The organism is Flavobacterium sp. (assembly GCF_027483985.1).
Lineage (GTDB): Bacteria > Bacteroidota > Bacteroidia > Flavobacteriales > Flavobacteriaceae > Flavobacterium.
The window spans coordinates 78,928-93,715 of record NZ_JAIXTJ010000039.1; the positions used below are offsets into that span (position 1 = coordinate 78,928).

The following is a 14,788-nucleotide window of genomic DNA, read 5'->3' on the forward strand; positions in this document are numbered from 1 at the left end:
TGTGCAATTAATTTCGACTTTGAACGTAATCCGATAATTCATCAACATTGCTACTAAAAGAAAAAATTCCGTTTAGTTTAAAATAATTTCTTGGTTCGATGCAAAAATCATAAGCAAACTTTGCAAATTCTAATTTGTTATCTTCAAAATTGAATGTATTTGCAATTTGAATAATTTGATCTACGTTTAAACAATTCGCGGTTATAACTTGCTTCGCTGTTTTCAAACGAGTATCTTCAAAACTTTGATTTTTAATGGTGCTCAATGCCGCATTAAAATCTCTTGGTGCCATACAAGAATTTCCTCCACAACCACGAATTGGTTCTTGTCTCACAGGTTGATTAATAACTGGCGCAGGATTATGAACAACTCCAGTATTTGTAGTAGTTGTCGTAGTTTGCGTAACAACACCGCCGCCCATTGAATCATTAATTGAAATACCCATATTTACACCGCCAATATTCACACCAACACCTACATTTGTTCCTCCAGTTTGAGTTGTAGTTGTGGTAGTTGTTTGAGATATGCCACCAACTGGTTGGGCAACAACTACAGGTTGAGTAACAACCACTTGTTGAGGCTGACCATAATGAACTACGTGCACATTAGAAGACGGAATAAAATTAGGCTGAACTGGTATCATTGAGAAAAAGTTCATTTTCATTTTAGTCTTATTATTTTTATCTCTTCTAATTTTATAAGTTACATCCGAAAATATACCGTCAGCATCAGCTATTAACAGATTATTTTTAGAGATTTCAGTAAGCGTTTGATCTTGAAATTTAATTTTGGCATTATAATAAGGTTGATTCAAATCTTCTACACGCAAATTTGTTTGCGGTGTATCATTAATCACTTCACCATTCAAAATGAGTGTAAACTTATCACCATCTTCTGAGAAAATAGTCAAATGACCCACTGGACCTTGACCAAATTGAGCATAAGAAATAGAGGAAAAAATAATAAAAGCTAAAAGTGTAATTTTTCTAATCATAATAATATTTTTTTAGTTTAAGCAAATATAATAATTTTTATAAATATTAAAATTTTCAAAAATAATGCCAAAAATTTCTAATCTATAAGTTAATCTGTGTATTTTTAAACTCTTATAATTAGTCAAGAATGAACAGTACAATTTTAGTTTTATCAACTTTTATCATCGCCTTAGCCATTGGAATTTTCATTGGAAAAATACTTTTTTCAGCAAAATCACAAACAGAAAAAGCATCTCTTGAAGAAAAATCTAATGGATTATTAGCACAAATTACTCAACTTAAAGAACAGTTTCAAAACGAAAGAAATCAATTTGAAAAACAAATTCAATCGGATAAAATTGATTTTGAAAAACAACTAGCACTTTCTAATGCGGAAAAAGAAACCATCCGTTCAGAAAAAGATTCTTTAGCCATTCAATTATCAAAAAAAGAAACTGATTTTGAAAATCTGTGGGAACGCAACAAAGAGCAAAAACAAGAAGTAGAACAACTTCAAGAAAAATTCACCAAAGAATTTGAAAATTTAGCCAATAAAATTTTAGAAGAAAAAACGACCAAATTTACCGAACAAAATAAAGAAAATCTAAAAAATATTCTTTCGCCGTTGCAAGACAAAATTCAACTTTTTGAAAAGAAAGTCGAAGACACTCACAAAGAAAGCATTGATTATCACGCGGCCTTGCGTCAACAAATTTTAGGTTTGCGAGAAATGAATGAGCAAATGAGTAAAGAAACTTTGAATTTGACTAAAGCTTTAAAAGGTGATAGTAAAATGCAAGGAAATTGGGGTGAATTGATTTTAGAACGCGTGTTAGAAAAATCAGGTTTAGAAAAAGATCGCGAATATTTTGTGCAACAAAGTTTTGTAACCGAAGAAGGTAATCGAGTTTTCCCTGATGTGGTAATCAATTTACCTGACGGAAAGAAAATGATAGTCGATTCTAAAGTTACTTTAACAGCCTACGAACGCTACATTAATGAAGAAAATGATGCCTTAAAAGCACAATTTTTAAAAGAACACGTAATTTCGATAAATCGCCACGTTGATCAATTAGGAACAAAAAACTATCACGATTTGTATCAAATGGAAAGTCCTGACTTTGTGTTGCTATTTATTCCAATTGAATCGGCATTTGCATTGGCATTAAATGAAGATACTACATTATACAACAAAGCATTTGAAAAGAATATTGTAATCGTTACACCTTCTACGCTACTGGCAACTTTGCGCACTATTGACAGTATGTGGACCAACCAAAAACAACAAGAAAATGCTTTAGAAATTGCACGTCAAGCTGGTGCTTTGTATGATAAATTTGAAGGTTTTGTTCAAGATTTAGTCAAAATTGGCAAGAAAATGGACGAAGCCAAAGTAGAATACCAAGGCGCAATGAACAAACTTGTTGACGGAAAAGGAAACTTAATCATAAGTGTTGAAAAATTGAAAAAAATGGGAGCAAAAGCCAAAAAATCGCTGCCTGAAAATATTATAAACAGAGCCAGTAGTGCTGACAATTCCTTAATAGAATCTAATTAATAAAAAATAATAATTATGCTACGTAAAATAATAATCTATTTAATCTTATCCATTGTCGTTTTTGCAACCGCTTACTTTTCATTTGTTTATTATGCCACTTATAGCGAAGGAGTTCGTTCTGGTGAATTAATAAAAATTAGCAGTAAAGGTGTTCTTTTTAAAACTTGGGAAGGCGAAATTAGTCAAGGAATTTCTGGCGCACAAATATTTAAATTTTCAGTTTTAGATAAAGACGAAAAAGTGATTGAACAATTAAAAGAATTTCAAGGAAAATATGTTAAAGTAACTTATATTGAACGTTATAGAACTTTTCCTTGGTGGGGTGATACCAATTATTTTGTTACCGAAGTAGAGCAAGATCAATCACCTTTTAAAATGAAATAACTAATGAGCGAGTTCAAATCTATAAGGTCTTCGCGTGTCACAATTTCGCAACTTATGTTGCCATCGCATACCAATTTTAGCGGTAAAATTCACGGTGGCTACTTACTTTCGTTATTAGACCAAATTGCCTTTGCATGTGCTTCTAAATATTCTGGGAATTACTGCGTAACGGCATCAGTGGATACGGTTGATTTTTTAAATCCTATCGAAGTTGGCGAATTAGTTACCTTAAAAGCTAGTGTCAATTATGTTGGAAACAGTTCGATGATTGTCGGAATTCGAGTTGAAGCTGAAAACATTCAAACCGGTAAAGTCAAACATTGCAATTCTTCCTATTTTACAATGGTGGCAAAAGATGAAAACGGAAAAAACACAAAAGTTCCAGGATTGTTATTAACAAATAAAGAAGAAATTCGACGCTTTTATAATTGCGTAAAACAAATTGGCCTAAAAAAAGAAAAAAATCTGCACGAAGAAATATTTGATTATAACTCGGCAGAAGCCCTTGAATCGCTAAAAAACTTCAATGTTAAAGTAGAATTAAATTAAGTATTTTATTAAAATATCAATTTTTTTAAGCACAATTTATTAACATAAATGAATTATTATTAGGAAGTTGTGATATTTTTTTTATTTTTGAATATTACAAATAATCAATTATGAAAAAATATTACGCCTTAGTAGTATCACTTGTTGCCTTTACCTCAATAATCATCTCTTGTTCGAAATCAGATGAAGAAACCTACACCGAAGTTTCTCCTGTTAGAGTTGATTTAACTCAAGTTCCTTACTCAAAATTATCAGATTATCGTTTTTTTGACGGACCAATGAAAAATCAAAAACCAGCTTTGGATGTTTTGATTTATGAACCTGCGTCCTCTTTATTTACGGATTATGCTCATAAAAAGAGATTCGTTTGGATGCCAAAAGGAACCAAAGCTACTTACAGCAATGATGGAACTATTTTAAACCTACCAGTTGGTGCTGTTTTGATTAAAAACTTTTATTATGATAATGTTCAAAATACAACTCCTGTTGGCGCAACAAGAATTATTGAAACAAGAATAATGATTAAAAAATCTACAGGTTGGATTTTTGCTGAATATGTTTGGAATGCAGATCAAACCGAAGCTTTTCTTGATATGGCCGGAAGTAACACCACCGTTTTATGGAAAGACGAAAATAATATTGTTAGAACAGTTGACAATTACAGAATACCTTCCGACCAACAATGCATGACTTGTCATAAATTCAACGAACAACCTATTCCAATCGGAATCAAACCTCAAAATTTAAATCACAATTTTACTTACGCTACTGGTGCAAAAAATCAATTAGCAAAATGGATTGAAGTTGGTTATCTCGAAAATAACTTACCGCAAACAGTATCATCAACAGTAAATTATGAAGATGCATCACAACCTTTGGAGCTAAGAGTTCGTTCTTATCTTGATATTAACTGTGCACATTGTCATCAAACAAACAGTCACTGTGATTACCGACCAATGCGTTTTGCCTTTAGCGAAACAGCTAATTTATCCAATATGGGTGTTTGTGTTGATACTCAAGATATGGCCGATTTTCCTCCAGCATTGAGCAAAATTGTAAATCCAAATAACATCAATAGATCAATGCTATATTATCGTTTAAATACTGATAATGAAAGCTTCAGAATGCCTTTATTAGGCAGAACCGAAATTCATACAGAAGGTGTTGCATTAATAGAACAATGGATTAACTCATTATCTAATTGTCCTTAATCATCGGCTTAAAACTTACTAATAAATCAAACCAAAACTTTAAATAAATGAAAAAAATTACTTTATCATTACTGTTGCTTCTCTCAACAACTTGGACTTTTGCCCAAGATACTTGTGGAACTGCAGTACCTATAACGGCAGGATTACACGTTGTAACTGGCGTAAATGGAACCGATGTGCCTTCACCAATTTGCGCTAACAATGGTGTAATAGCAGGCACAACAGGCAGAGGTGAATGGTATTCTTATACTCCAACACAAAATTATACAGTCACTATTTCTACAGATATAACGCAAAATACGCCACGAGTAGATACACGAGTTCATATCTATACTGGAACTTGTGGTAACTTAACTTGTGCTGGCGGTGATGACGACTCTGGCGCAAGTTATTCAACAGTTGCTGTGTTCAATGTAACTGCGGGAACAACTTATACTATTGCATTTGATAATCGATGGTCGTCCAATGGATTTACTTTTCAACTAACTGAAAACCCATTAGTTGTTCCTACTCCACAAAGAATTACATATACTACTCAAAATATAGCAACTATTAATAGTACTTATAACTTATGTGTAGTTGATATGAATGGTGACAGAAAAGATGACATTGCCGGTGTGAGTGCAAATAATTTAAGAATTCACTATCAAGGAACAGGCGGAACTTTTACTAATACCGACTTTCCTATTACTGGAACAAGCAACATGCCTTCTTGGAGTTTAGCAGCTGGAGATTACAATAAAGATGGTTACAATGATTTAATACTTGGTGGACAACAAGCAGTTACTTTTTGGAAATCGAATAACACAGGAACAGCTTATACTAATGAATCATTTACTCAGTATGTTTTTTGCCAAAGAACGAATTTTGTTGACCTTAATAACGACGGTAATTTAGATGCTTTTTCGTGTCATGATGTTGATCCAAACGTTTACTTTATGAATGATGGAACTGGTGCTTTAACATTCTATCAATCAGGAATCACTCCAGGCGCTACAACAATGGGAATTCATCCTGAAGGTGGAAATTATGGTTCTATTTTTGTGGATTATGATAATGATGGTGATCAAGACTTGTTTTTGGCAAAATGCCGTGGAGGTTCAGGAACTGCAAAGTTTAATGAATTACATAGAAACAATGGTAACGGAACCTTTTCAGATGTTTCGGTAGCTGCTAGCCTTTATGATCCAGTACAAACATGGTCATCGGCTTGGGCTGATTATGATAACGATGGCGATTTAGATATTGTCGTTGGTGCAAGTTCAACAGCAGATGGTTCTCACAAATTTATGAGAAATAACGGAAACGGAACTTTTACAGATATAACATCTGGTTCTGGCTGGGATCTTAATACAAGTACAAGTATCGAGCACGTTGCACACGACTTCGATAACGATGGTCTTGTTGATGTTTTAGGTGGCGGAAACAAAATCATGTTTAACCTAGGCAACAATACCTTTGCTCCTGCTTCCTATACTAACATTGCCGTGGGTGGAATTGGAGATTTAAACGATGACGGATTTATAGATCTCTTAAACGGAAGCACTATTCGTTATGCCATACCAAATGCTAATAACTGGGTAAAAGTATCGCTTCAAGGAGTTGCCAGTAACAGTTATGGAATTGGTGCCAGAGTCGAAATTTATGGTGCGTGGGGAAAACAAATAAGAGAAATTCACAGTGGTGATGGATTTAAATACATGAGTTCGTTAAACGCTCATTTCGGAATTGGCAGTGCAACTGCAATTACTCAAATTATTATCAGATGGCCATCGGGTACAGTTGACACTATAAATAACCCTACGATTAACACTAGAATTAATGTGGTTGAAGGTGCAACTTTAAACGTGGATACATTTGCGAATGCAGCGTTTAACATTTATCCAAATCCTGCTAAAAATATTTTGAATATTAAATCTAGTGAAGCCATTACTATGAAAGAGGCGCAAGTATTTGACCTTAATGGTAAATTGATATTATCGTCTGTTATAGTTAATGATGCAATTAATGTAGAATCGTTAGCTACAGGTTCCTATATTCTTAAATTGACTGATACTGATGCTAAACAATATACACAAAAATTCTTAAAAGAATAGATGTGACAACCATTTAAACCCTTTAACTTCTGTTGTAAATTAAATTATAACAGAAGTTTTTTTTTGTATATTTCCCAAAAATTGAACGCCGATGCAAATCATCTTACGATTAACATTTTTAATGTTATTTTTTTCAACAACAATTCTTGCGCAAAAAAATATTGATCCAACTCCTGAGGATATTCTTTTAGCTAAAAAAATCAGAACTACTTATGACAAAGATGATGTTGCTATTCTTGAAAGCACAGAAATCGTTAGCTTTGATTTAAATAAAACCGATTCTAAAGTTATTGTGAATCATTCTATAAACGAGCGTTTAATGAATATCAATCATAGAGCAACAATACAGAAATATGAATTCTATGATAGCGAATCTAAAATTGAAACCTTTAATCTTAAGTACCGCAACGACAAGAGTGTTGGAAGCTATGTTGTAGATGAATTCTATAAAGACAATGATTTATTCTATAACGATGCTCGTGTAAAACATACCGTTGTAAATTTTCCGGTTCAAGGTTATGTTTATAATTATGAGCTTGAAAAAAAGTATGATGATGTTAAGTATTTTACTTCTTTGTACTTCAATGACGAGTTTCCAGTCTTAAAAAAACAAATTGTTGTTACTGTTCCAGAATGGTTAAATGCAGAATTAAAAGAATTTAATTTTGATGGAGCTAAAATCACTAAATCTCAAACTAAAGATTCTAAAAACAACACAATTTATACTTATACAATTAATGACGTTCCAGCGCTTTTTAAAGATGAAGATGCGCCAGGAAGAAGTTATATTTATCCACATTTATTGATTATTGCAAAATCATTTAAACTGAAAGATAAAGACGTACCACTTTTTGGTTCGACTGCCGATTTATACAAATGGTACAAATCACTAGTAGATTTAATGAAAGATGATACTGCGGTTTTAAAAAGCAAAGTAAGCGAACTTACAGCCAATGCAAAAACCGACGAAGAAAAAATAAAAAACATTTATTATTGGGTACAAGATAACATCCGATATATTGCTTTTGAAGATGGCATTGCAGGTTTTAAACCCGATGAGTCCAATCACGTTTTTGAAAAACGCTATGGTGATTGCAAAGGAATGGCTAACCTTATCAAGCAAATGCTTATCATAGCAGGTTATGACGCACGACTAACTTGGATTGGAACCAAGCACATAGCTTATGATTACAAAACACCATCTTTGGCAGTTGACAATCACATGATTTGTACTTTATTCTTAAAAGGCAAAAAATACTATTTAGACGGCACTGAAAAATTCAACTCTTTTGGTGAATATGCTGAACGCATTCAAAACAAAGAGGTGATGATTGAAGATGGTGCAAAATTCATTATTGACAAAGTTCCGAGTGCGAGTCACGAAAGCAATAAAGAAATTTTCAAAGCTACTTTAGCAATAAATAATGAAAAACTAGAAGGAAGTTGCTCTAAAAGTTATGTCGGAGAAAGTCGCGCCCAATTTCTTTACATTTATAACACCTTCAAAAATGATAAAAAGAGCGAAACCCTTGATAGTTATTTATCAAAAGGAGAAAAAAATACCTCAATAACGAACATCAAAACTTCTGATTTAAAAAATCGTGATGCTAAACTTACTATTGACTATGATGTAAATGTCTCCAATAAAGTGTCTAGTTTTGACAATGAAATCTATGTTGATTTGGAATATATGAATGAATTTAAAGGTTTCGAATTAAAAGACCGAAAAACCGATTATCAATTTGATTTTAAGAAAAATTACGAATCGACGGTATCTTTAGCAATTCCTGCGGGTTATCAAGTGACCAAAATTCCGAGTGATTTGATTGTTAAAGAAAATAATTTTGATATCACAATTACCTTCCAAAAAACCGATAAAGAAATCGTTTACAAAAAAGTATTCCTGTTTAAAAATGGCGAAATTAAAGCTGCTGAAATGACCAAATGGAATGATTTTATCAAAAAACTAATTGCCAATTACAACCAACAAATTACATTCACAAAACAATAAAAACCACCAATGAAAAAATTATTTTTATACTTATTAGTATTGATAAGTACCACAACATTTGCTCAGGACAAAGCCGAAATTAAGGAATTCTTTTGGGGAAAATCAGATCAATATAAAACGGCTAACACTATTCCTGATAAATGGAAAAATGAATCGGCTGTCATCATCTACAAATTTGAATACTATAATTATCACAAATTTGGCGCTAGTGTAACTTACACCTCAGCCATCCGAAAAAGAATAAAATTACAAGACCAAGCTGCAATCACTGAATTTTCAGAATTCTCTTTTAAGGATAAATTTTATTCTAATAAAGGAATGCGTTCTTTGGGCAAAGGAACTAATGTCATCGGAATTAAAATTGTAAAATCAACCGGAAAAGAAATTGATGTTGACATCGAAAAAAATGCCAAAGAAGTTGATAAAGAGAAGAAAATAGCCATTGCAAATCTAGAAATTGGCGATATTATTGATTTTTATTACTACAGCGTTGAGCCTTTTAAATCCATTTATGAATTTGGTTTTGAACCTGAAGAAGCACCACTGGGCGATGTTTATCCTATAATGGATATGAAACTAGCATTCGATACTGAAAATGACTTTTTTGTAAACTTCAACACCTATAACGGCGCACCCGAATTAAAAGAAATTCCAACTAAAAACAGTGGTGAACGAAAATATGAATTGGTTGCTAAAGACATTGAAAAAAATGAATTTCCACGTTGGTTTTTGCCTCTAGCAGAATTACCTTGTTATAAATTTCAAGTATTTTTCGCGCGTTCAGGAAAATTTGAAAAACGTGCCGATGCGTTTCTATCTAATTCTGAAAAAGTAATTAAAAAAACAGTTACTAAAGAAGATATTTTCAATTATTATGACGAAAAATTCAGTCCAAATGGCTCATTATCTGTTATTAATGATTTTCTAAAAGGAAAAACATTTGCTAGCGACGAAGAAAAAATTAGAGAAGTCTACTATTACACTAGACACATGTTCTTCACGCAGTTTATTGAAGCATTCATTATTAGTGATGCTACCAAACTTTATGCACTAAGTTTATATTCAAATCCGATATTTTTTAGAACTGAAGAATCCTTTGTAAATTACTTTATGGAGTTCCTGAAAAAGAACAATTATGACTACGATATTATTGTCGCTACTCCAAAATATAATGGTTCGATTGACGATTTGCTTATTCAAAAAAATGTCAATGTTTTGTTGCGAGTAAACACCAAAACACCAATGTATTTGGAATATTTTTCACCTTACACAAGCGCTGATCAATTTAATTACAACCTCGAAAACAGCAAAGCCTATGCTCTTCAAGTAGCCAAAGGAAAAAAAGTGGTTGACGCAGTAAACGTTAATTTGCCAGCAAGCACTATGCAAGATAACGTTTCTAAAATCAATTCTCAAGTTACTATTTCAGACGATTTTTCGGGACTTACTGTTAAAAAAGAGTCTTCTTATTTTGGTCATTTAAAAGAAAATGAACAAAGCGATAAATTTTATTACTTTGATTACGCTTTTGAAGATTATGCTAAATACGGAACCAAATCGGTTATCGAATACATAAAAAACAAAAAAGAAAAGGAACGCTATGGCAAAGAAATTGACGCTGTCGTTAACAAACTAAAAGACCAACAGAAAGAAGCTTTCAAAAAAGCCACTGCCGAAGAATATGATTTTGAAATCGACGACCACAAATTCACCATTAAAAACACCGGACGTTTTGGCAAAAAATCACCTTTAATCTACGAAGAGGATTTTGCAATAAAAAACAACCTAATCAAAAAAGCTGGTGATAATTACCTAGTAGAAATCGGAAAATTAATCACTTCTCAAGTAGAGATTGATAAAAAAGAGAAAGAACGTAAAAACAATATTTATATGGTGTATCCACGTTCGTTCGAAAACGAAATCACATTAGAAATCCCAGCAGGATATACCGTTGCCGGATTAGACAAACTAAACAAAAAAGTAGAAAATGAAACGGGTGGTTTTGTAAGTTCAGCCACTTTAGCAGGAAACAAACTTACTATCAAAGCCGTTAAATACTACAAAAACTATTATGAACCCAACAGCAACTGGAATAAAATGATTCAGTTTTTAGATGCTGCTTATCAGTTCACCCAAGAAAAAGTACTTTTAAAGAAAAACTAACCAAAATGCCGTTCTAATCGAACGGCATTTTTTTTATAATTTAACGTATTCGAAAAGATTCAATTTATCAATGTGTAAAACCGTCTTGTTGTTATCTTCACTTCTGGTAAACATTGGCAAGAATTTAGCGCCATAAACCACTTCGTCAAAGGTGTAGGAAGTTCGCTTTACCACTGTTGTGCTGTACATATCGTCGAATAGTTTTATAAAAACAATGATCTCTCCAATCGTGTTTTTTATATCCTCGGCCGACAATTGGTACAACGGACTGTCCTCTGTTATTGGATGCACTAAAGTCCAACTCAACGTTAAGGCATTTACTTTTTCTAATTCCAATCCCAATTGATAAAATTTATTGACCATTTTGCCATTTTCTTCCAAATGAATACCAAGCGTCACTCTTGCTTCAGCTTCGGTTAAATTCGCATTTTTATAAGGCGCTAATCTAAACATTAAGGCCGTTTTATCTTGATAGGGCGCAATTATTGCATTTTCCGAAAAAACAATATGAGCTTTGGGCTGACTGAACCTACCATAAAACAAACCCGTTGCAATAGCAAAACTCAACAAACCAAAAAGTGCTTCAACCGACGCCACAAAACTTGCTAAAAACCCACTCGGACTAATATGACCATAACCCACAGTCGTATAGGTTTGAATACTAAAGAAAAACGCCTGACCAAATTTATCAAGAGCTGACACTGCACTTATTCCTCTTAAATGCTCCACGCCAATCAAGACATACATTGAGGCAAAAGCAAAATTCACCAAAAAATAAAAAGACAAAATAATAAAGAAAAATTTCCATCTTGGAATCGTCAACATCGTGTGGTACCAACTTATACCTTCAAAAAAACCTATTCCGGTTTTTCGCACATTCGCATTACCCGATTTTGTTACAAACCTACCGCCATAACTCGACGCATTCACACCAAAACCCGAATTCTTATCGTCTTTAACTTTGTTATTAATATTTTTTTTAAAAGCCATTGTTTTATATTTAAAAGCCAATCCAGCTCTACGCTGCAAGCATTATCTAAAAAAGCACATTTTTGTACGTTGCAAAAAGAGCTTCTATGGTCGCTTTTTTGCAACAACAAAAATAGCACTTTTTTACACAATGGCTTTACACTGCGATCTGGGCTAAAAACGCACTGATTTTGTAGCACTATTAGTTTAATTCACTACTTTTATAAACTTAAGAAATATACCAATGACTACTAAAAACGACCTTAAATTTGCTGTTCTTATCGATGCCGACAACGTTCCTTATGCCAACGTCAAAGAAATGTTTGAAGAAATTGCCAAATACGGAACACCAACCTTCAAGCGTATTTATGCCGATTGGACCAAACCAACCGTATCCGGATGGAAAAAAGTTTTGCTCGAAAATGCCATCACTCCTATTCAACAATACAGTTATTCTACTGGTAAAAATGCGAGCGACAGCGCCTTAATCATCGATGCAATGGATATTTTATACACCGGCAAAGTCGACGGATTTTGTATCGTTTCTAGCGATTCCGATTTTACACGATTGGCCACCAGACTTCGTGAAGCCGGAATGAAAGTTATTGGCATTGGTGAAAAGAAAACCCTCACACCATTCATTACAGCCTGCGATAAGTTTATTTATATTGAAATTCTTAAAAAACCCGATTTAGAACCTATTGTTGAAAACACCAACAAAAGAGCTACCAAAACCACTAAAACTAATAATCCAATCAGTAAAATAGATCCTAAAATTATTAAGCTATTGGCCAACAGTATTTCCGATTTAGAAGACGAAAACGGTTGGGCTTTCTTGGGAGAATTGGGGAATTTAATGCTCAAAAAGAAACCTGATTTTGACCCAAGAAACTACGGATTTCCAAAAATGTTGGCATTAATAAAAAACATCAATCAATTTGAAATCGACGAACGCGATACCGGTAAAAACAATATCAAACACATTTATGTGAAAAGAAAATAGCTACTTACGTGCGAGTAGCATTGCATTTACATATGATAAGTTTCCTTAACCTGAATGCCATTTTTTTCTAAAATAGCAAACAAATACCTGCTTTGGTTCGGATCATATTTTTCGGTACCGCTTTGGTACCATTTGGCTAGAACATTCAATTGAAAATTAGTGTAACCATCAGTATCTGGTGGTAAACCTAACAAACCGGCTAGTAGAAAATCTTCCAAAACCTTTTTGGTTACAATACGTTTTGGAATACCATCCATAACATAACCATTTCTGATTTCATAATCAAGACGACCCGAAATAAATCCTGAGCGAAAAGCCTCGCTCCTTTGCACCTCATCAGTAATGGCATAAGGATTTAAACCACAGGCATACCCATTTAAGTAATCTTGCCTAAATACGGGATCAAAAATATTTTCCATAGCTCAAAAATAGTGTTAGTACTTCTAATTTGATTTCAAACATAATAACAATAAGCTAACTCTAAATTAAAAATCGTTTAACGGATAAAAAACTCTTTAAATCACAACCACAGTGACGTTTATCGATAAAATTAGCGCGTTTTTAGGTGTTCGAAAATCAGTTAGTAGCTCTGCATACAATGGCATTCCTAAAAGATTCTGATCTTTTTAAGATGGTTTTATCCACCAAAATAAAGCAACACGTTTCCAGTTTTAAACAGCGAACGACAGCAAAAAATCACTTAATTGTTCACAAATCAATAACTACATTACTGCGCTGATTTTTAGTTTCTGTACCTAATTGAGGAAAACCGTAATTGTTGTTGTAAGCATTTTTATATATTTACAATTAATAAAAAAATGCGTAAAAATAAGTATAGACGATTGTTAGTAGCGTCTATATGTAAGTTAGCGGCAAGCTTGCGAAAAATCCTGCTAAAAACATATTTTGTTCATAAATTTGTTAATAGTTAAAATATATAACGAAATAAATAATAATAGTTTTTATCTATTTTTGTTGTGCTAATTTAAAATAAAGAAAAAAATGAACACAACAGAAAATTTAAATGAATTGTTTTACGGAAAAGAAGCCGCAGAAAAAATTGAAAAATTTAAAATTGGAATGCTTGAAATAGAAAAAAGACATTTAGACTATTTTGAGCAAAGACCTAAAAAGTTTACTCACGATAAAAGTGACAGACTTCATAATCATTACGTTACTCAAACAACCAATAATGGAATGTCATTTAATTTTATTAAAGACTCTGATTTAGAGCAATACATAAGAAACGAATGTATTGAAATGTTTAATCGAATTTTTAACTCAAAATAAAATAATTCAAGTATGAACTCCAAAAGTGAAAATTATGATTTCTTTGAAGCGTTAACTAAATTACCTTCAATTAGAAAAAACTTAATGAATATTGCTCAAGATATAATTCAAAAATCATCTAATAGTAATCAAGAAAATAAAATGATTGATGAGAAAATTTCTTCTATTTTAGCAGAAATGGAAACTAACAATTTAAGCGTAGAAGATGAGGATATTGATTTATTAAAACATACCATAAAGCAAATTTTAACGGCACAATTACCATTATCAAAAATGGCGATGAAGATTAGAAGTCTGAAAAAAAATCCACCAGAAAATTTCAAATAAAAAAAAGCCAGCCGCTAACAGGCGTTTGGCAAGATTGCGAATTTTGTAGTAAATTCACGTTTACATTTCGCAAGAAATTTTATCTTTGATAGAAAATAATCAGTTCCGAAGTTCGCAACCTCGCCAAGCACCGGAACGTTAGTGGTCAGCAGCGGAAATTACGCAGGTCATATCAATTACACTTCACATTTATCTTCCGCAAGACGTTTGATATTATTATTTGTTAAAGTTCTTCGAATTAAAAATATCCGTA

13 protein-coding genes are annotated in these 14,788 nt (G+C 32.7%); 10 read left to right on the plus strand and 3 right to left on the minus strand.

What is annotated here, in order from left to right:
- Positions 1 to 7: 7 nt before the first annotated feature.
- Complete coding sequence (locus Q0050_RS10115) at positions 8 to 994, minus strand: DUF4476 domain-containing protein (RefSeq protein ID WP_298395052.1); 987 nt, start codon at positions 992 to 994, stop codon at positions 8 to 10.
- A 128-nt stretch (positions 995 to 1,122) separates the two neighbouring features.
- Here Q0050_RS10115 and rmuC point away from each other — a divergent pair, with 128 nt between their 5' ends.
- The 7 genes from rmuC (at position 1,123) to Q0050_RS10150 (ending at position 10,946) form a co-directional block, all read left to right on the plus strand.
- Complete coding sequence (gene rmuC, locus Q0050_RS10120) at positions 1,123 to 2,532, plus strand: DNA recombination protein RmuC (protein WP_298395054.1); 1,410 nt, start codon at positions 1,123 to 1,125, stop codon at positions 2,530 to 2,532.
- A gap of 15 nt (positions 2,533 to 2,547) precedes the next feature.
- Positions 2,548 to 2,916: a 6-phosphogluconate dehydrogenase gene (locus Q0050_RS10125; RefSeq protein WP_298395059.1), complete on the plus strand. Its 369-nt coding sequence runs from the start codon at positions 2,548 to 2,550 to the stop codon at positions 2,914 to 2,916.
- Between the two features lie 3 nt (positions 2,917 to 2,919).
- A complete protein-coding gene (locus tag Q0050_RS10130; RefSeq protein WP_298395063.1) occupies positions 2,920 to 3,465 on the plus strand; it encodes an acyl-CoA thioesterase in 546 nt (181 codons plus the stop codon).
- Between the two features lie 110 nt (positions 3,466 to 3,575).
- Positions 3,576 to 4,676, plus strand: coding sequence for a hypothetical protein (locus Q0050_RS10135; protein WP_298395066.1), 1,101 nt, complete (start codon positions 3,576 to 3,578; stop codon positions 4,674 to 4,676).
- Between the two features lie 47 nt (positions 4,677 to 4,723).
- Positions 4,724 to 6,772 (plus strand): FG-GAP-like repeat-containing protein, encoded by a 2,049-nt coding sequence (locus tag Q0050_RS10140; protein WP_298395069.1) that lies wholly within the window; start codon positions 4,724 to 4,726, stop codon positions 6,770 to 6,772.
- 91 nt (positions 6,773 to 6,863) lie between these two features.
- A complete protein-coding gene (locus tag Q0050_RS10145; protein ID WP_298395073.1) occupies positions 6,864 to 8,783 on the plus strand; it encodes a transglutaminase family protein in 1,920 nt (639 codons plus the stop codon).
- Between the two features lie 9 nt (positions 8,784 to 8,792).
- Positions 8,793 to 10,946, plus strand: coding sequence for a hypothetical protein (locus Q0050_RS10150; protein WP_298395076.1), 2,154 nt, complete (start codon positions 8,793 to 8,795; stop codon positions 10,944 to 10,946).
- Positions 10,947 to 10,979: 33 nt separating this feature from the next.
- On the opposite strand, the gene Q0050_RS10155 is transcribed toward Q0050_RS10150, so the two are convergent.
- Positions 10,980 to 11,936, minus strand: coding sequence for an ion channel (locus tag Q0050_RS10155; protein ID WP_298395078.1), 957 nt, complete (start codon positions 11,934 to 11,936; stop codon positions 10,980 to 10,982).
- Positions 11,937 to 12,159: 223 nt separating this feature from the next.
- Between Q0050_RS10155 and Q0050_RS10160 the strand changes: the two genes are divergently transcribed.
- Positions 12,160 to 12,918, plus strand: a complete 759-nt coding sequence (locus Q0050_RS10160; RefSeq protein ID WP_298395081.1) for an NYN domain-containing protein — start codon at positions 12,160 to 12,162, stop codon at positions 12,916 to 12,918.
- A 26-nt stretch (positions 12,919 to 12,944) separates the two neighbouring features.
- Here Q0050_RS10160 and Q0050_RS10165 read toward each other — a convergent pair whose 3' ends face one another.
- Complete coding sequence (locus Q0050_RS10165) at positions 12,945 to 13,337, minus strand: hypothetical protein (protein WP_298395082.1); 393 nt, start codon at positions 13,335 to 13,337, stop codon at positions 12,945 to 12,947.
- A 583-nt stretch (positions 13,338 to 13,920) separates the two neighbouring features.
- On the opposite strand from Q0050_RS10165, the gene Q0050_RS10170 reads away from it, so the two are divergent.
- Positions 13,921 to 14,208 (plus strand): hypothetical protein, encoded by a 288-nt coding sequence (locus tag Q0050_RS10170; protein ID WP_298395083.1) that lies wholly within the window; start codon positions 13,921 to 13,923, stop codon positions 14,206 to 14,208.
- A 12-nt stretch (positions 14,209 to 14,220) separates the two neighbouring features.
- Positions 14,221 to 14,535: a hypothetical protein gene (locus Q0050_RS10175; protein WP_298395085.1), complete on the plus strand. Its 315-nt coding sequence runs from the start codon at positions 14,221 to 14,223 to the stop codon at positions 14,533 to 14,535.
- Positions 14,536 to 14,788: the final 253 nt, after the last annotated feature.

What these genes read in the sequence shown, in the direction of transcription:
- Q0050_RS10115 (WP_298395052.1), bottom strand. Translation starts at nt 994, where the DNA reads ATGATTAGAAAAATTACACTTTTAGCTTTTATTATTTTTTCCTCTATT.
- rmuC (WP_298395054.1), top strand. Translation starts at nt 1,123, where the DNA reads ATGAACAGTACAATTTTAGTTTTATCAACTTTTATCATCGCCTTAGCC.
- Q0050_RS10125 (WP_298395059.1), top strand. Translation starts at nt 2,548, where the DNA reads ATGCTACGTAAAATAATAATCTATTTAATCTTATCCATTGTCGTTTTT.
- Q0050_RS10130 (WP_298395063.1), top strand. Translation starts at nt 2,920, where the DNA reads ATGAGCGAGTTCAAATCTATAAGGTCTTCGCGTGTCACAATTTCGCAA.
- Q0050_RS10135 (WP_298395066.1), top strand. Translation starts at nt 3,576, where the DNA reads ATGAAAAAATATTACGCCTTAGTAGTATCACTTGTTGCCTTTACCTCA.
- Q0050_RS10140 (WP_298395069.1), top strand. Translation starts at nt 4,724, where the DNA reads ATGAAAAAAATTACTTTATCATTACTGTTGCTTCTCTCAACAACTTGG.
- Q0050_RS10145 (WP_298395073.1), top strand. Translation starts at nt 6,864, where the DNA reads ATGCAAATCATCTTACGATTAACATTTTTAATGTTATTTTTTTCAACA.
- Q0050_RS10150 (WP_298395076.1), top strand. Translation starts at nt 8,793, where the DNA reads ATGAAAAAATTATTTTTATACTTATTAGTATTGATAAGTACCACAACA.
- Q0050_RS10155 (WP_298395078.1), bottom strand. Translation starts at nt 11,936, where the DNA reads ATGGCTTTTAAAAAAAATATTAATAACAAAGTTAAAGACGATAAGAAT.
- Q0050_RS10160 (WP_298395081.1), top strand. Translation starts at nt 12,160, where the DNA reads ATGACTACTAAAAACGACCTTAAATTTGCTGTTCTTATCGATGCCGAC.
- Q0050_RS10165 (WP_298395082.1), bottom strand. Translation starts at nt 13,337, where the DNA reads ATGGAAAATATTTTTGATCCCGTATTTAGGCAAGATTACTTAAATGGG.
- Q0050_RS10170 (WP_298395083.1), top strand. Translation starts at nt 13,921, where the DNA reads ATGAACACAACAGAAAATTTAAATGAATTGTTTTACGGAAAAGAAGCC.
- Q0050_RS10175 (WP_298395085.1), top strand. Translation starts at nt 14,221, where the DNA reads ATGAACTCCAAAAGTGAAAATTATGATTTCTTTGAAGCGTTAACTAAA.